This is a genomic window from Providencia sp. PROV122 (assembly GCF_028482365.1).
In the GTDB taxonomy this organism is placed as follows: Bacteria; Pseudomonadota; Gammaproteobacteria; order Enterobacterales; family Enterobacteriaceae; genus Providencia; species Providencia stuartii.
The window spans coordinates 218090-234805 of the sequence record NZ_JAMPQI010000002.1; the positions used below are offsets into that span (position 1 = coordinate 218090).

Here is a 16716-nt window from a genome sequence, read left to right on the forward strand (position 1 = left end):
TTTGCATCGTTAGGATGCCACATAATGGCAAATATTAAATCTTATTCAAGGCAGTAACTCAGTGCGATTATTTTCACAATTAAGCTGGTATTTTCTTAGTGAATGGCGGCGCTATGTTGGCGCGGTTTGCTTTCTCATTATTATTGCTATTTTACAGCTTGTTCCTCCACGGCTTGTGGGCGTTGTTGTTGATGGTATTAGCAACCAGACGATGGCTACGAGCCAGCTAGTATCTTATGTCGCCTTGATGTTATTTATCGCTGTCGTTGTGTATGGGCTGCGCTATGTGTGGCGGATTTGGTTATTCGGAGCATCCTATAAGTTAGCCGTACAATTGCGACAAAAATTCTATCGCCAATTAAGCCTACAAAATCAGTCTTTCTATCTACGCTATCGAACGGGGGATTTAATAGCGCGTACAACCAATGATGTTGACCGCGTTGTTTTTGCAGCGGGGGAAGGGGTACTGACGTTTGTTGATTCCTTAGTCATGGGATGTGCGGTATTGATCATGATGAGCGTGGAGATCAGTTGGCAGTTAACGTTATTAGCATTAATTCCTATGCCAATTATGGCACTAGTTATTAAACGCTATGGCGACCAATTACATCATCGTTTCAAACATGCCCAAGGCGCATTTTCATCCCTAAATAATCATGCTCAAGAGAGTTTAACCAGTATTCGCATGATTAAAGCTTTTGGTCTTGAAGATCACCAATCAAACCAATTTGAGCAGGTTGCGACAGAAGCAGGGCGGCGTAATATGCATGTTGCCAGAGTTGATGCACGCTTTGACCCAACCATTTTTATCGCTATCGGTATGGCTAACTTGCTTGCTATTGGCGGTGGCAGTTGGATGGTATTACAAGGAACATTGACGCTCGGTGAACTGACTAGCTTTGTGATGTACTTGGGGCTAATGATTTGGCCTATGCTGGCATTGGCATGGATGTTTAATATCGTAGAGCGTGGTAGTGCTGCTTATAGTCGTATCCGAAGTTTACTTGATGAGCCGCTCGATATTGAAGATGGGCATCAATCACTGGGTGCTGAAAAAGGGGCATTGAGCGCGAGAATTAAAACGTTTAGCTACCCTGAAACAGATAGAGTCGCACTCCACGACATTCAATTTGACCTCAAACCGGGGCAATTTTTAGGACTATGTGGCCCGACAGGTTCAGGGAAATCAACACTTATTACGCTGATCCAGCGCCAATTCGATGTTACTGAAGGCGCGATTTCTTATCAGGGGAAACCGTTACCTGAGATTCGGTTAGATGAGTGGCGAGGTCGTTTAGCCGTTGTTAACCAATCACCTTTTTTATTCTCTGATACGATTGCAGGGAATATCGCATTAGGCAACCCACAAGCCACAGTAGAGCAGATTGAGGAAGCTGCGCGTATTGCTTGCGTACATGATGATATTTTGAGGTTACCTGAAGGCTACCAAACCCAAGTGGGTGAGCGTGGCGTAATGTTGTCTGGTGGGCAAAAACAGCGAATTTCTATTGCGCGCGCTATTTTGCAAAATGCCGAAATTTTAATTTTAGATGATGCGTTATCGGCGGTGGATGGGCAGACTGAATTTACTATTTTACAAAATTTAAGTCGCTGGCGAGAGGGTAAAACATTAATCATTAGTGCACACCGCCTATCTGCGTTAGTCGACGCTGATAATATTCTCGTGTTATCCCAAGGAAGCATTGCGGCGGAAGGTATTCACTCAACGTTATCAGTCCAACCTGGATGGTATAAAGATATGTACCATTATCAACAAATCGAAGCCACTTTGGATGGTGATTTATGAGTCAGAAAAAACCATTGTGGCCAGCGTTAAAACGCTTACTTAGCTATGGCAAAGTTCACCGCGGTACAATGTCGGTTGCCATTGTTATGCTATGGGTCGCTGCTGCGGCTGAAGTCAGTGGGCCTTTGCTGATTAGTTATTTTATTGACAACATGGTGGCTAAGAAACAGATCATCATGCCGTTAACCTTATATTTAGCGGTTGGTTTTGTGTTATTACAGATTGCTGCTGCACTCTTACATTATTATCAAACGATCTTATTTAACAAAGCGGCTGTTGGCGTGGTTCAGGCTTTACGTACCGACGTAATGAACTCAGCATTAAGACAACCATTAAGTGCGTTTGATAAACAACCTGTAGGTCAAATCATTTCCCGTGTTACTAATGATACCGAAGTTATTAAAGACCTATTTGTGATGGTTGTGCCGACAGTCTTCCGTAGTTTAGCGCTAATTTGTGCGATGCTTATCGCGATGTTTACCCTTGAATGGCGCATGGCTTTAGTGGCAGTCATGATTTTTCCAGCCGTGATGGTGGTGATGCTCGTGTATCAACGGCTAAGTACTCCGATTGTGCGCCGCGTTCGTTCTTATCTTGCTGAAATAAATAATGGCTTTAATGAAGTGATCAATGGCATGACAGTGATCCAGCAATTCCGCCAACAAGCTCGGTTTGGCGAGAAAATGTTAGAGGCTAGTCAAGATCACTACCTTGCACGCATGAAGGCATTAAAACTGGATGGGTTATTACTTCGACCTCTGCTTAGCTTGATCTCGGCATCGGTGCTTTGTGGGTTACTGTTATTGTTTGGATTTGATGGTACGAGCACAATTGGTGTTGGGGTTTTATATGCTTTTATCAACTATCTTGGACGTTTAAATGAGCCTCTCATCGAATTGACCTCTCAACAATCTATGTTGCAACAAGCGGTCGTTTCAGGTGAGCGAGTGTTTGAATTAATGGATAGTCCGAAACAAGCTTATGGCAATAATATACAGCCATTACAAAGTGGTGCTATTGATATTCAGGGGTTATCTTTTGCGTATCGTGATGACAAAAAAGTGTTAACGGATATCAATCTTCATATTCCTGAAAATAGCTTTGTTGCTTTAGTTGGTCACACGGGAAGTGGGAAAAGTACCATCGCAAACCTGATTATGGGCTATTACCCTTGGCAGCAAGGGGAGATCCTACTTGATGGACGTTCCTTACACACACTTTCACATCAAGTTTTACGTAATGGGATCGCGATGGTGCAACAGGATCCTGTCGTTCTAGCGGCATCTTTCTTTGATAATGTCGCGTTAGGGCGTGAGATAACCCAAGAAAAAGTTTGGCAGGTTCTCGATGTTGTACAGTTAGCAGAGCATGTCCGATCACTGCCAGAAGGATTAGATTCGCTACTAGGAGAACAGGGGAATACGCTTTCTGTCGGGCAAAGGCAACTACTCGCGATGGCTCGGGTCTTAGTTGCAACACCCAAAATATTAATTCTGGATGAGGCGACAGCCAATATCGATTCAGGTACAGAACAGGCTATTCAAAAAGCACTGCGTATAATCCGCCAAACGACTACACTTGTGGTTATTGCACACCGATTATCCACAATTGTCGATGCCGATCAGGTTGTTGTGCTTCATCGTGGTGCAATTGTTGAAAAAGGTAGTCATACACAGCTACTGCAACAAAAAGGGCGTTATTATCAAATGTATCAGCTTCAACAGGTCGGTGAATCGTTGAATTTGCATGATGATATGGAGCCTGAAGCGTTATTGAATTAGCTTGTTTGCACATTTTTAACGCATCGTCAAAAGGCCACTCGGATGAGTGGCCTTTTCTTTTGCGATGACTATTTGAATTATAAGCATAATTAATTTTGGCATGCTATTTGCTGTTAGTGTAGTTGCAGCCAATGATGATGTTGTCGTACGTCTTTAGCTGGATAGGTAGGGGATCATATTATCCGGAGGGAAAATGAAATATATCATCGCAATTATTAAGCCTTTTAAGTTAGACGAGGTCAGAGAGGCTCTTTCAGATATAGGGATACAAGGCCTCACGATGACTGAAGTGCGTGGTTTTGGGCGGCAAAAAGGACATTCTGAATTATATCGTGGTGCAGAATATACCGTCGACTTCTTACCAAAAGTGCGTCTAGAAATTGCTGTTTCCGATGAATTTGCCGATCTCGTTATTGAGTCAATAGAAAAAGCAGCCAATACAGGGCAAGTAGGTGATGGGAAAATATTTGTATTAGAGCTTGAGCAAGCCATACGTATCCGTACTGGCGAGAAACAAGATGAAGCACTATAGGAGAGTAGCGATGAGTAAACTGTTTCAACGTTTGTGTTGGCTATTTATAGCAAGTTTTCCTGCAAGAGTGTTTGCATCTGATGACGGTGTCGATAAAGCGGATAACGCATTTATGATGGTTTGCACTGCATTAGTCCTATTCATGATCGTTCCGGGTATTGCTTTATTTTATGGCGGGTTACTGAGAAGCAAAAATGTCCTCGCACTGATGGCGCAAACTATGGTTATTTTTGCACTTGTTTCAGTGATTTGGGTCATCTATGGTTACAGTATTTCATTTAGTGAGGGCAATAGCTTTTTTGGGGGATTAAGCCAATTTATGCTCAAGGGTATCAATATTGACAGCTTATCTGTCACCATACCTCAATTTATTCATGTCGCATTCCAAGGTGCTTTCGCTTGTTTGACGGTTGCGTTGGTGGTTGGTGCGTTAGGCGAACGAGTTAAATTTTCTGCAATACTGATATTTACTGTCATTTGGACAACCTTTGCTTATTTGCCTATTGCTCATATGGTGTGGGGAGGAGGACTCCTTGCCCAAGATGGTGCTTTGGACTTTGCTGGAGGCACTGTCGTTCATATTAATGCCGCTGTTGCTGGGCTTGTTGGTGCTTACTTACTTGGAAAGCGCACAGGGTTGGGTAAAGAAGTCATAAAGCCTCACAATTTGCCGATGGTGTTTATGGGTACCGCAATCTTATTTATCGGTTGGTTTGGTTTTAATGCGGGGTCAGCGGGAAGTGCGAATTCCGTCGCGGCCTTGGCATTTATTAATACGGTGGTAGCGGCATCCGGAGCAATACTTTCATGGGTACTTGCTGAATGGATATTTAGGGATAAGCCCTCATTGTTAGGTGCCTGCTCAGGGTGCTTAGCGGGGTTGGTTGGTGTTACACCCGCAGCAGGAACGGTTGGGGTTGCAGGAGCATTAATTATCGGCCTACTTTCAGGTATTGCTGGGTTATGGGGGGTTGTGGTTTTAAAACGTTGGTTAAAAGTTGATGATGTTTGTGATGTCTTTGGTGTTCATGGTGTTTGCGGGGTGGTTGGGTGCTTACTCACGGGGGTGTTTACTTCGGCGGCTCTCGGGGGGATGGGGTATGCAGAAGGTATAACAATGATAAAACAAGTTGGCATTCAGGCGTTTAGCATACTTATTTGTGTTGTTTGGACCTCAATTGTTGCCTACCTTGCATTTTTAATCGCAGATAAGACAACAGGCTTACGTGTTGATGTTGAACAGGAGCGAGAAGGGCTTGATATCACTTATCATGGAGAGAGTGCCTATAATTGATCGAAGCCAAAAAGTGAGTTGGTACTAACATACAAGGAAGTTTATCAAACTAAAGCTGTTCAACACCTGCATCTCAATATCTTGATAAACATAATGATAGATGAGTGCGGTCACGATATCCCAAACTAAAGCGAAAATAGTGAATGACCCCCAATAGTTGGATAACCCATTACTGGGGGCGTTTTTTAACTCACAAAATAGTTAGTGAGTACTCGCACTAATTAGCTATAGTTGACTTAGCGAGGCCTTCTTTTACGGATCACCCCTTCTTGAACCGCTGTTGCCACTAAGACCCCTTGTCGGTCATAAATTTGCCCTTTAACAAAGCCTCGTCCTCCTGAAGCGGAAGGGCTTTCAATGGCATAGAGTAACCAATCATCAATTTTAAATGGTCGGTGATACCACATTGAGTGATCGATTGTTGCGACTTGCAAATCTCTCTCCATAAACCCACGGCCATGTGGCTGTAGGGTTGCAGGTAAAAAATTATAGTCAGACGCATAGCCTAATAAGTAGTTGTGTAATGAGGGAATATCAGGCAATTGGCCTTTGGCTTTAAACCAAATATAACGAAAAGGCTCTTGCGGTGGGTTATTAAATGGGCTGTAAAATTGAATAGGCCGAAACTCAAAAGGATTTGGGCGCAAAGCATACTTTTTGACCGACTCGGGTAATTGGGTTGCCAAACGTTGAATGATTTCATCCTGTGATGCCAGTGTCTCTGGTAAAGGAACATCTGGCATGAGGTTCTGGTGATTAAACCCCTCTTCTTGTGCTTGGAAAGAGGCCGTCATAAAAAAGATGGGCTTGCCATGTTGTATTGCGCTGATGCGTCGTGTACTAAAGCTGCCACCATCTCTTAATATTTCGACATCATAGACAATAGGGCGTTGGCTATCACCAGGGCGCAAGAAATAGCTATGGAATGAATTTATTACGCGACCTTCGGGGATAGTCTGTTCCGCTGCGTACATGGCTTGACCAACAACTTGCCCCCCAAATACTTGAGGTAATCCAAGATCTTCACTTTGACCTCGATAAATACCCTCTTCGATTTTTTCCAGCTCCAATAGGCTGATTAAATTTTGCAATTCTGGGCTCATAGCAACCTTGAAAGTTGATTAATATTTATCAGATGCGGGTATTTTCCCATTAATACATAAAAATAGGTAGAGCGTTTTTTGTCTTATTGCTTTTATATATCAATAGCAGAAAGCATGGCTGGCTATGATTTTAAATAGGCGATGACTACCGTTTAGGCCGCTATGTTCAACAGTTGATTACATTTTGATGTTGTTTGTTACATTTTGAAAGAATATTTTGTTGGTGAGTATTTTTTAGCTATAATCAATTCGCCTTCAGTAAAAATCACACTCTGATTAGTATAAAAATACTTAACAACAAATTGTTTTTTTGGACATTTATTATGAAACTACACCTATGCATAATTGGCTTTGTTCTGCCTGCTTTTTTGGTTGGTTGTGAAGGTAATAATAATAATGTAAAAGAGACGAAGGTTAACAATCACAGCCATAATGCAAAGCAGCATTTAGACACTGACGTCATTAGAGGGCAAGTTGTCATTCCGCAGCAGGTCAAATTGCCTCAGAATGCCGTGATTACAGTAACCTTAGCGGATATTTCAATCGCGGAACTACCTGCGTTGATCTTATCACAAAAATATTATGAGACTTTAGGCAAACAGTCTCCTTTTCCTTTTGAATTAAGCTATCAAAAGAATGAAGTACGCCCAGATGCCCATCTTGCGATGAGAGCGACAGTATCTGTTGATGGTAATATCTTGCTGATTTCCAAAGTAGAAAATCTCTCTACTAGTGATGATACGAGCAAAGAAATTAGGTTAGTTATTGAACCCACCAGTTGATTATTTTTTAATAAATATCATTAATTACGTATTTTGTGCAAGAAATCAGCACTTGGCAGTAGTTTTCTTGCTATTTTAGTTGTCATCAAGCATAATGCCTCCTGCTTTTTAGGAAGCAATCTATGGGGGCTCTGTTGGTTCTCCCGCAACACTAACTTGTTAATTTGGTCAGGTCTGGAAAGAAGCAGCCACAGCAGGAGATGTGTGTGCCGGGATGTCGCTGGCAGGGCCCCCACCCAATTATGAGTTAAGTAACCTATCTGTTTATTTCCCCCTCTTTCATCTTATAACTTAAGCTAATATTCATTGGCAGATAAAATAGCAAAATCGTAAATTTGAAATGAGTATTATTAATTTTAATGCTATTTTTATAAGATAAAGCGACGATTATTTGTAAGGTTTTATAAATTCTTTATGAATAAGCGTAGCGCTATTGAGAAGTTGTCTAATTATGAATATCCAAAGCTTAATTGGATAAAATACGAGCGCGATGGATACATTGTTTACAATGTATAATAATAGAATGAAAGACAATATACACATTAAGCCGATAAAATGAATTATCGGCTATAACCAGTTATTATCTGTGCATATTAATAAGTAGTTACCTAACAAATTTCCAAACCGATGCAGGGATTTTGTCATAAAGTTTATTCATAGTGAGTTCTGCAAGGCGATGGTCAGCAGCTGAATAGAACAATTCTAACTCATCTTCAGAAAGCTCATACTTATTTTTCTCAATAACACGCTCAAGTGTATCGATGGTTGTGCATTTTCTTAAACGCATCAGATAATCAGTTTTGGTCATAATACCCTTTCTTTTATTGATAATTAAAAAAGCTTTATAACATGCTATGTTATAGTTTATATAGCGACGAATAATATCTTTATGTTTTGCTTGCAGGGCACTTTAAATCATCATCAAGTACGGAAACTAGATTTTGATTCATGCTCTGCCAGTCAATAATTTCACTTAGAGTTATTACAGGGCTTCCGAATAAATCATAAGTCTCATCAAGATACTCTTCAACTAATGATATAACGAGATTCTCTTTGGGATATTTTATCTTAAATTGCCACACGAAGGCTGCAATATGTTCAATGAGTTCATTAAGTCTAGCACTTTGTGGTGAACTTAAATCATTGACCCAGTGTGTATTAGTTTTCTGTAAGCTTAACATTGCTTCTCGATTCAAACTGTTACACAAGTATTTTAACTCAGATATATCATAATTTTTGGGTGAATATTCATCCATAATCACCTCCGCAGGCGAGACTAACCTTTGCTATGTGTATTTCTATATCTAAATAATCTAGTACAAACTAAATAAAACACCTTGGTTATTAACATAAGCATTTACTAATCAACGCATTAGGTTATATATACTTTGTAACAAAGTAGGTGTAATTTTTAGAATTATCAATAATTATATCAGTAATATTCAAATACGGGCTAGCAGCGCTAACAGTTTTCGCTGTGCTAATAATATAGCACTTTTATTACATAAGTCACCACCTGACCGCGGTTTTTTTTCAAAAATAAAGCAGGATAAAGGACTTATAGTGCTATTTATATCAATTAAGCGCAGTTTTAAAGGAGTTTTATATCCAATTAGAGATACTTTTCGTTTGTTTACAAAAAATAACGATGATTTTAACTTAAAAACGATATGCAAAATAATTTGAAGAGGTTTTTTTAACAAAATAGAGAAAAGATTAACGGTAATTGAATATGATACCAATATTGATAAGCATAATTAATTTTTAATACCAAATAAGTAATACCTACCGATTAATCGGTAGGTACATGACAGAGACTTATTTTATAAGTAGAGGTTCAATGTGACACCAGGTTTTAGATCTGCCATTTTGACACCTGAATTCCAACTCATTAAATCATTGAGTTTGATCCCATGCCTTTTGGCTATGCTGTAATAAGAGTCACCTTTCTTCACTCTATAAGTTTTGGTTTTACGACTATTGGCAGTAGGGGCTGAACCTTTTATCTTAAGGGTTTGGCCCGGATAGATAGTGGCCGTTTTCATTCCATTAAGCCGCTTTATCTCTTTACTTGTCGTATTGAATTTTTTGGCAATACTTGCAACCGATTCCCCTTTAGCCACTTTATAAGTGAAATTATTGGCGGGTTGGGTTGATCTCTGATGCTGATTTTTAGCCACAGCGAGACGGATATTATCTAAAACAGCTTGGTCAGAAAGTGATACTTTTAATTGCTCCGCTTTTGCTGTCGGTAACATAATATAATGTGGGCCATTAGGTGATGTTACACCACGCTTATAGCCAGAATTATAAATTTTCAGCGACTCTTCCGAAATACCTGTTAGCTCGGCAGCTTGGGTTAATGTAATTTGCTGCCCAACATCGACTTGAGTTAACGCTCTATTTCGGTTACTACGCGGTAATTTAATTTGATATTTTTCAGGTGCTCTTAATATTTGGCTAAGCGCTAATATTTTAGGCACATATTGTTTTGTTTCTTTAGGTAAAGATAACGACCAGAAATCAGTTGGCAACCCAGCTTCTTCATTCTTCTTAATCGCATTCAGTACACAGCCTTCACCGCAGTTATAAGCGGCTAAGGTTAATTCCCAATCATGTCCAAACATGATATTTAAATTTTCGAGCAAATCAAAAGCAGCCTTAGTCGATGTGACTAAGTCACGGCGCTCATCGACCCATTGATCTTGTTTTAAGCCATAAGAGCGTGCGGTGATAGGAACAATTTGCCACAATCCTGCCGCCTGTGCAGGTGAGGTTGCTTTTGGATTGAATGAACTTTCTATGATTGGAATCAGGGCCAATTCCATGGGTAAGTTACGATTATCGATTTCGTCCACGATCCAGTACATATAAGGTTCGGCCCTTAATGTGACGTCGTAGAGAAAACTTTGTTTTGTATAGTAATTACTTGCCTGTTCCCTGATGATAGCATTATCAGGTATATCCATCTTCAGCTCATCACTGATATAACCCCAAAGGTCGTTATCTACCGTTGAGATTTGTCTGCTTGCTGCCTGATTATGTGGAGCAACGGTTTCTATAGTGTGGTTTGCTGAAGACCTGTTCTGCTTGGTTTGTTGAGGCGAAGATTGGCATCCGGCCAGCAGAACAATGGCGATAATAGTCGCTATTGTCTTCATTGTGTCTTGGTTCTTTGTTGTATGTGTAAAAGTCGAACAATAATACTTATCCGACACAAAGAAGACAATAATTAAACGTTAATAATGATCTTTTAATTGACGTAGAACGGTAAAAACAGCTCTAAGTGGTGGGTTAGCTTGATTTATATTTAATTTTCTTTGCAATTGTGCATTATCACACTGTAAAAAAATATTCACTTTTCGTTCTGTTTTTAGCGTGGTAGGTACAGTTGGTTGATTTTTGTTTCGCTTAGCGGCAACCTCTTCTTGATATTGGCTAATTTGCGTGTTTTCAGGCCAAATATGGTGAGCGAATTTCAAATTAGATTGAGTATATTCATGGGCACAACAAATTAATGTGTCATCAGGGAGAGCAGCAATTTTCTGAATGGATTGATACATTTGCTCCGGTGTACCCTCAAATATCCTTCCACACCCAGCAGAAAACAGGGTATCGCCACAAAATAGATAAGGGGCTTGATAAAAAGCAATATGACCAAGGGTATGTCCAGGTAAGCCAATAACATCAAAATTAAAATCGTTAATTTTGACACTATCACCTTGCTCAACGATTTGTGTTGCTCCTTTAACTTGAGTCTCTTGAGGCCCAAAAACAGGTAGGTTACTGAAGTTTTTCAGAATACCTTTTACACCACCAGTATGGTCATTGTGATGATGGGTCAGTAAGATAGCCGTTGGGGTAAGCTTTTTTTGCGTCAATATTTCGAGGACTGGCTCTGACTCCGCGGGGTCAACAATGATACACTGTTGGTTATTATCAGACAGAATCCAAATATAGTTATCATTTAAAGCAGGGACTCGTATTAACTCCATAATGACCTCTCTATTTTGATTAAGGGGAATTTGATGAAGCCAGCGCGTATTGAAAAAAAGTTCCAGATGCCTGTGAGTTGGTCTGATATCCCTTTTGGGGAACACTATCGCCAAGCGTTGCAATATCAGCTTCGCCCTTGGTGGCCAAAAATATTTGGCTTTCATTTGCTTAAGCTTGGGCACCTCAGTACTGAGGTCGATACCGAAGAGTGTATGGTATCGCATCAGTTTTGTTTGGGGAATGATGACCCTCGTTTTCAAGTTATCGCTGAACCACAAGCGCTTCCCTTTATGGCCAAATCAATCGACGCATGCTTAATTTCACACATGTTGGCATATAGCCATGACCCCCATTGGGTATTGCGTGAAGTTGACCGTGTGCTCGTTGATGATGGCTGGCTAATTATTTCTGGCTTTAACCCATTTAGCTTATTAGGGATCGGTAAAATGGTGCCGTTCCTTCGTAAACAGCAACCTTATTGTAGCCGTCTTTTTCCTACGTTAAGGGTATTTGATTGGCTTAGTGTATTGAATTATGAAGTACTTTACCATCGCAATTGTCAGGTGTTTCCATGGCATGGCCCTGAAAATTGGTTAAATCAGCGCATAAAAGGGGTAGGTACTTTAAATGTGATTGTTGCGAGAAAGCGAACTTACCCTCTAACTCCGACATTGCTCAAATTTAAACAACCGAAAGTTAAAATAGGCACTGCACTGGGGGCAACAAAGCGTATTTCTGATAGCACCAAAAAATTATAAATTTCAGCGATAAACACGCGATACGAATTAAGGCCTACACTGTGTGGGCAAATGTAGGCAAGTTGGGATTGAACCCGTTTAATCTTGTGTAGGTTGGTAACCTGTATCTTCTTTTGTTGGTGATTCAGCCGCTTGGCGTGCGAGTTCATCACATTTTTCATTTTCCGGATGGCCTGCATGGCCTTTTACCCAACGCCAATCAATTTTATGGCGAGCGATAGCCGCATCTAAGCGTTTCCAGAGGTCAACATTCACTACCGGAGACTTATCTGCTTTACGCCACTGACGACGCTTCCAATTGTGGATCCATTGTGTGATCCCTTGGCGAACATATTGGCTATCGGTGGTTAAAATAATATCACATGGTCGTTTTAACGATTCAAGGGCAACAATAGCAGCAAGTAGCTCCATACGGTTATTGGTTGTCATAAAAAAACCTTCATTGAGTGTCTTTTCATGCTGTTGGTAACGAAGAAGAATGCCATAACCACCTGGACCTGGATTACCCAGACAGGAACCATCAGTGAAAATTTCTACCTGCTTTGTCATTTCTGTTAAACTCTACCTTATTCATCAATCTCTAGTTTGACACAAAAATCCATTATGAGCACGGCGATAACCAGACAAATTGTCCTCGATACTGAAACCACAGGTATGAACAAACTGGGCGTTCATTATGAAGGCCATAACATTATTGAAATTGGAGCCGTCGAGGTTATCAATCGTAGGCTGACGGGGCGCAATTTTCACGTCTATATAAAACCTGATCGTCTCGTGGACCCTGAAGCTTTTGAGGTTCATGGTATCAGTGATGAGTTTTTACAAGATAAACCCGTGTTCGCTGATATTGCCGATGAGTTTATTGAGTTTATTCGTGGAGCAGAGCTGATTATCCATAACGCCCCCTTTGATATTGGCTTCATGGATTACGAATTTAGCAAATTGAATAAAGATATACCGCCAACGGCCGATTTTTGCCAAATAACGGATAGTTTAGTGATGGCTCGGCAAATATTTCCCGGTAAACGGAATAACTTGGATGCGTTGTGTGATCGCTATTTGATTGATAATACGAAACGAACTCTCCATGGGGCTTTGCTCGATGCCGAGATACTGGCTGATGTCTATTTAGCGATGACTGGTGGACAGACGTCTTTGGCTTTTTCAATGGAAGCAGATACTTCAAACGAAAGTTATGTTGAAGAAGTACAACGGATAGACCGTCCTGTCAGTGGGTTAAGGGTACTTTATGCGACGGATGAAGAGCTGATTGAACATGAAAAGCGGCTAGATATCGTCGATAAAAAAGGTGGTAAGCCTTGTCTCTGGCGTCAATCGCCTGAGGAAGGGGAGACGGTTCATTAGCAGTTATTCGCTTTTAAGGCTAAAAACTGTTCAAATGCACGTTTTTTCAAGAAAAAGTATTGACTGTTATTGAAAGTATTCGTAATATGCATCGCGTTCCCAAGGGGAATGTTCGGAGCGGTAGTTCAGTTGGTTAGAATACCTGCCTGTCACGCAGGGGGTCGCGGGTTCGAGTCCCGTCCGTTCCGCCAGATATCGAAGCCCTGATTCTTAGAATCAGGGCTTTTTGCATTTATGCCTTTGTTCCCTCAAATACACAAAAGAAAAATCCCTCATAAATGTAATGATAGGGGATGCTCTTGATATCCCAATCTGTGTTCATGGCTATTGCAGCGAGTCAGTAATAAAGTTTATGAAATAGAGAACGAAGTCTTGAGTTAAGACTACTATTACACGTAAGCAATTTATAAATCTAAATAAACAGATGAAAGCTAACATGACATTAATGATCGTTATTGAGGTATGACGATGAGAAAATTAGTTAGATAACTTTAACTCCCATCCTTTTGTGTGAATCATTTTGCTTCACTACCTTTTAGTATTTCCCATCCTGAATAAATGATATTGATTTAATCCTCTTTTAGTGGGCGATTAAAACACTATCGTTCAATTCATAATCTATAAATCACTTATTCATCTCTTGATGGCTTTTAATGTTACCTTTAAGTGTTTTTGAGAATAATAATGGTTTTCAATTTAAATTGGTTTTAAAATTTAAATTTTGTTTTTATCCCTTTATGATACTCATTATAAGTATATTTAAGTTCAAATAAGATAAACATAATAAGAGTATATTCATTTTTCTTGCATATTTATATTATTTAAATTAGTAGTCGTTTTCCAATATTATGAAATTAACTAAAAATTAACACGTCTTATTTTTAGTTATGCTGATTATTATTTTAAAAGTGATTATGAAATCGTGGTTAGTATTATTACCTAAATCAAAAGATAACGTTAACTTTTGAAGGAGTCTTATCTGATATTTAAAGATTGGTTATTATTTAAAATAATGCGGGCTACTTTGTATCTATATGAAAAATAGATATTTATTTTTTTCTTGCTATTTTATAAGAGGTGTTTAATAAATTAATTAATTTATATTTTCATTAATGATTATGACTATTTATAAAATTTAAAATTTTCATCTTTATTTGCGTCATAATTAGTGTTTTTATGGTTGAAAAGTCCATTTTATATAGACCGTCTTAAAATGATTCACCCTAGAAGCCAGCAAAATAGCTAGGTTTTACGATATTCAAGTTACTCTTTAATGGTGTAAACAGGAGATCTCTGTGCTGCCAGATGGTAGGGGGGAAGTTTGATTTTACTCCAATGCTCAAGTAAATTAATAGGCATTGATTCAGTGACAATACATAATAAAACATTATTTATACCTATAGACTTAAAGTTGCATAAAACATGTTGAAGATAGATTTTTTATTCAATTTTAAAATGGAATTTTAAATGGAATGGGTTTCTATGCATATCGATTTTTATTAGTTATCTTCGTTCGATATATTTATGTAAGTGACATTTAAATAGGTAAGTGTAATTAATTTAATGCATGGAGAAAAATAGTGAGAGTAGATGCGGTACAAATGCCGAAAAATAAACTCGATGATTCAAGAACTGTTTTTACCAAAGCTATCGGGAAAGAAATACATAAATTACGCAAAGAACGTTCGATGACAGGAAAAGATCTAGCTAAGCTAGTTAATGTTTCCCAACAACAAATATCACGTTATGAATGTGGAGTTTGTAATATAACAATAGATACATTGATTGTTATTTTAAATGCATTAGATGTTTCATTAACAGATTTCTTTAATCAGGTCTTTTTACAGGTATTCGAAAAGGAAAAGAAAATCTGTGTGCAATATCATAATGTATTTAGCTCTACTGACCAATCGGAAGAATTGAAGAAACAGCTCGAAATATTTTCTCGATATGACCAAACTAACTTATGGGGTTAGTTATTTTCTATTAATTATTTATATCACCATTCTTTTTTATTTAAAGTTTTTTAAATTATTTATCTTTAAATAATTAGGAATAAACACGTCTGAAGGATTGTGAATACATTCCTATTTTTTAAGTACGATATATTTATATTGCAGAGGCAATCATGAAAAAAATTATTTTAGCAACCTTAATTTCTGGCGCAATGAGTGCATCCGCTTTTGCTGTGGATGCAGGAAAAGGCACAGTAACTTTCACGGGGTCTATCATTGAAGCACCATGCTCAATCGCTCCAGGAGATGAAAGTCAAACTATTGATTTAGGACAGGTTTCTAATGTTACCCTACAGAAAGGTGGTATGTCCGCAGCTCAGCCTTTTGAGATCCATCTCGAAGGTTGCACGTTGAACGCAGAATATAAAGATAAAGATGGCGTTACCCAAAAATATAACAATATGGTTGAAGTGAAATTTGAAGGTACAGAGTGGGTAAACAATGGTAGCAATACTGGATTAATTCAAATTACAGGTGATGCGTCTGGTGCAGGTATTGTATTGATGAATAAATCAGGTGCAAAAATCAATATCAATGATTCAACCGTTGAGCGTGCTTATACCTCAGGTAATAACATTTTGAGTTTTCAAGCTGCGCTACAAGGTATGTCAGATGCGACTGTTGTTCCGGGTAGTTTCCAAGCTGTGACCAACTTTACATTGGCCTATAACTAATCGTTATTGTCAATGAAGTATTCCCCTAAGTCACTTCGTGATTAGGGGAAATATAAAAGAGGGGGAACTCGGTTATGAAAGCTATTTTAGTCATGTTACTTGTTAGTCAATTTGCCACTTTACCGAGTGTACAAGCACAAGCTTCCACACTATGGGGAAGTGTCAACATGAATGGCAGTATTGTCGATTCTGCATGTGCTATTGATACCGGTTCTTATGAACAGGTTGTCGACATGGGAATATTACCCGTTGGAACAATACGCCAACAAGGACAAGGTCCTGTTCACCCTTTCTCTATTACGCTAATTGGTTGCACTTTAGTGCCATATACCGGTTCTGCTTGGCAAGCTTTTACGGTGACTTTTGACGGTCCTGCTTCTGGTAATTGGTTTACGGTGTCGGGAGATGCGCGTGGCGTTGCTCTGTTATTACAAGATGCAGATGGGAAGCCTATTTATCCAGGGAAGTCCACAGAGAAACAAACTATCGCACCGGGAAATACTGTACTGAATTATGGGTTAAGGCTAGTTGCCGATAAAGAGCCTTTACGTCCGGGGCAATATCAAAGCGCACTGCGTTTTAAGCTGGATTATTACTAATAATAAAAAA

Annotated in this window: 16 protein-coding genes, 1 tRNA gene and 1 other RNA gene; 12 read left to right on the forward strand and 6 right to left on the reverse strand. The window is 39.2% G+C overall.

Features of this window, described 5'->3' with window-relative positions; translation table 11 throughout:
* Window positions 1-61: 61 nt before the first annotated feature.
* The 4 genes from PSE69_RS02605 (at window position 62) to amtB (ending at window position 5414) form a co-directional block, all read left to right on the forward strand.
* Window positions 62-1807 (forward strand): SmdA family multidrug ABC transporter permease/ATP-binding protein, encoded by a 1746-nt coding sequence (locus tag PSE69_RS02605; RefSeq protein WP_004927049.1) that lies wholly within the window; start codon window positions 62-64, stop codon window positions 1805-1807.
* A complete protein-coding gene (locus tag PSE69_RS02610) occupies window positions 1804-3588 on the forward strand; it encodes a SmdB family multidrug efflux ABC transporter permease/ATP-binding protein (protein ID WP_004927051.1) in 1785 nt (594 codons plus the stop codon). Before PSE69_RS02605 ends, PSE69_RS02610 begins: the two co-directional genes overlap by 4 nt.
* Before the next feature lie 193 nt (window positions 3589-3781).
* The gene (locus PSE69_RS02615; RefSeq protein WP_004927053.1) at window positions 3782-4120 is read left to right on the forward strand and encodes a P-II family nitrogen regulator; all 339 of its coding nucleotides are present in this window, start codon (window positions 3782-3784) and stop codon (window positions 4118-4120) included.
* A gap of 10 nt (window positions 4121-4130) precedes the next feature.
* Entirely contained in the window at window positions 4131-5414 is a 1284-nt protein-coding gene (gene amtB, locus PSE69_RS02620) for an ammonium transporter AmtB (protein ID WP_102780762.1), read from the forward strand.
* Between the two features lie 236 nt (window positions 5415-5650).
* On the opposite strand, the gene tesB is transcribed toward amtB, so the two are convergent.
* A complete protein-coding gene (tesB, locus tag PSE69_RS02625) occupies window positions 5651-6517 on the reverse strand; it encodes an acyl-CoA thioesterase II (protein WP_004927058.1) in 867 nt (288 codons plus the stop codon).
* 323 nt (window positions 6518-6840) lie between these two features.
* On the opposite strand from tesB, the gene PSE69_RS02630 reads away from it, so the two are divergent.
* Together PSE69_RS02630 and ffs are read left to right on the forward strand one after the other, a co-directional pair.
* Window positions 6841-7299, forward strand: a complete 459-nt coding sequence (locus PSE69_RS02630) for a YbaY family lipoprotein (protein WP_004927062.1) — start codon at window positions 6841-6843, stop codon at window positions 7297-7299.
* Between the two features lie 132 nt (window positions 7300-7431).
* Window positions 7432-7528, forward strand: an RNA gene (gene ffs / locus PSE69_RS02635) — signal recognition particle sRNA small type.
* A gap of 375 nt (window positions 7529-7903) precedes the next feature.
* Here ffs and PSE69_RS02640 read toward each other — a convergent pair.
* The 4 genes from PSE69_RS02640 to gloB all read right to left on the reverse strand — a co-directional run bounded on the left by PSE69_RS02640 (window position 7904) and on the right by gloB (window position 11294).
* Window positions 7904-8107 (reverse strand): HHA domain-containing protein, encoded by a 204-nt coding sequence (locus PSE69_RS02640; RefSeq protein ID WP_004927064.1) that lies wholly within the window; start codon window positions 8105-8107, stop codon window positions 7904-7906.
* A 79-nt stretch (window positions 8108-8186) separates the two neighbouring features.
* Window positions 8187-8555: an Hha toxicity modulator TomB gene (gene tomB / locus PSE69_RS02645; protein ID WP_004927067.1), complete on the reverse strand. Its 369-nt coding sequence runs from the start codon at window positions 8553-8555 to the stop codon at window positions 8187-8189.
* A gap of 567 nt (window positions 8556-9122) precedes the next feature.
* Window positions 9123-10460 carry a murein transglycosylase D gene (gene mltD, locus PSE69_RS02650; protein ID WP_004927077.1) on the reverse strand — a complete coding sequence of 446 codons (1338 nt, stop codon included), beginning with the start codon at window positions 10458-10460 and terminating at the stop codon, window positions 9123-9125.
* Window positions 10461-10538: 78 nt separating this feature from the next.
* Window positions 10539-11294, reverse strand: coding sequence for a hydroxyacylglutathione hydrolase (gloB, locus tag PSE69_RS02655; protein ID WP_004927081.1), 756 nt, complete (start codon window positions 11292-11294; stop codon window positions 10539-10541).
* A gap of 33 nt (window positions 11295-11327) precedes the next feature.
* Between gloB and PSE69_RS02660 the strand changes: the two genes are divergently transcribed.
* Window positions 11328-12053, forward strand: a complete 726-nt coding sequence (locus PSE69_RS02660; protein WP_121874720.1) for a class I SAM-dependent methyltransferase — start codon at window positions 11328-11330, stop codon at window positions 12051-12053.
* Between the two features lie 78 nt (window positions 12054-12131).
* On the opposite strand, the gene rnhA is transcribed toward PSE69_RS02660, so the two are convergent.
* Complete coding sequence (gene rnhA / locus PSE69_RS02665) at window positions 12132-12602, reverse strand: ribonuclease HI (protein ID WP_014656762.1); 471 nt, start codon at window positions 12600-12602, stop codon at window positions 12132-12134.
* A 54-nt stretch (window positions 12603-12656) separates the two neighbouring features.
* Here rnhA and dnaQ point away from each other — a divergent pair, with 54 nt between their 5' ends.
* From dnaQ to PSE69_RS02690, 5 genes are all read left to right on the forward strand, one after another.
* A complete protein-coding gene (gene dnaQ / locus PSE69_RS02670) occupies window positions 12657-13418 on the forward strand; it encodes a DNA polymerase III subunit epsilon (protein WP_004927092.1) in 762 nt (253 codons plus the stop codon).
* A 114-nt stretch (window positions 13419-13532) separates the two neighbouring features.
* A tRNA-Asp gene (locus PSE69_RS02675) sits at window positions 13533-13609 on the forward strand.
* 1389 nt (window positions 13610-14998) lie between these two features.
* Window positions 14999-15394 (forward strand): helix-turn-helix domain-containing protein, encoded by a 396-nt coding sequence (locus PSE69_RS02680; RefSeq protein WP_004927213.1) that lies wholly within the window; start codon window positions 14999-15001, stop codon window positions 15392-15394.
* A 152-nt stretch (window positions 15395-15546) separates the two neighbouring features.
* Complete coding sequence (locus PSE69_RS02685) at window positions 15547-16107, forward strand: fimbrial protein (protein ID WP_004927218.1); 561 nt, start codon at window positions 15547-15549, stop codon at window positions 16105-16107.
* A 74-nt stretch (window positions 16108-16181) separates the two neighbouring features.
* Entirely contained in the window at window positions 16182-16706 is a 525-nt protein-coding gene (locus PSE69_RS02690) for a fimbrial protein (RefSeq protein ID WP_060560635.1), read from the forward strand.
* Window positions 16707-16716 lie beyond the last annotated feature (10 nt).

What these genes read in the sequence shown, in the direction of transcription:
- PSE69_RS02610 (WP_004927051.1), top strand. Translation starts at nt 1,804, where the DNA reads ATGAGTCAGAAAAAACCATTGTGGCCAGCGTTAAAACGCTTACTTAGC.
- PSE69_RS02615 (WP_004927053.1), top strand. Translation starts at nt 3,782, where the DNA reads ATGAAATATATCATCGCAATTATTAAGCCTTTTAAGTTAGACGAGGTC.
- amtB (WP_102780762.1), top strand. Translation starts at nt 4,131, where the DNA reads ATGAGTAAACTGTTTCAACGTTTGTGTTGGCTATTTATAGCAAGTTTT.
- tesB (WP_004927058.1), bottom strand. Translation starts at nt 6,517, where the DNA reads ATGAGCCCAGAATTGCAAAATTTAATCAGCCTATTGGAGCTGGAAAAA.
- PSE69_RS02630 (WP_004927062.1), top strand. Translation starts at nt 6,841, where the DNA reads ATGAAACTACACCTATGCATAATTGGCTTTGTTCTGCCTGCTTTTTTG.
- PSE69_RS02640 (WP_004927064.1), bottom strand. Translation starts at nt 8,107, where the DNA reads ATGACCAAAACTGATTATCTGATGCGTTTAAGAAAATGCACAACCATC.
- tomB (WP_004927067.1), bottom strand. Translation starts at nt 8,555, where the DNA reads ATGGATGAATATTCACCCAAAAATTATGATATATCTGAGTTAAAATAC.
- mltD (WP_004927077.1), bottom strand. Translation starts at nt 10,460, where the DNA reads ATGAAGACAATAGCGACTATTATCGCCATTGTTCTGCTGGCCGGATGC.
- gloB (WP_004927081.1), bottom strand. Translation starts at nt 11,294, where the DNA reads ATGGAGTTAATACGAGTCCCTGCTTTAAATGATAACTATATTTGGATT.
- PSE69_RS02660 (WP_121874720.1), top strand. Translation starts at nt 11,328, where the DNA reads ATGAAGCCAGCGCGTATTGAAAAAAAGTTCCAGATGCCTGTGAGTTGG.
- rnhA (WP_014656762.1), bottom strand. Translation starts at nt 12,602, where the DNA reads ATGACAAAGCAGGTAGAAATTTTCACTGATGGTTCCTGTCTGGGTAAT.
- dnaQ (WP_004927092.1), top strand. Translation starts at nt 12,657, where the DNA reads ATGAGCACGGCGATAACCAGACAAATTGTCCTCGATACTGAAACCACA.
- PSE69_RS02685 (WP_004927218.1), top strand. Translation starts at nt 15,547, where the DNA reads ATGAAAAAAATTATTTTAGCAACCTTAATTTCTGGCGCAATGAGTGCA.
- PSE69_RS02690 (WP_060560635.1), top strand. Translation starts at nt 16,182, where the DNA reads ATGAAAGCTATTTTAGTCATGTTACTTGTTAGTCAATTTGCCACTTTA.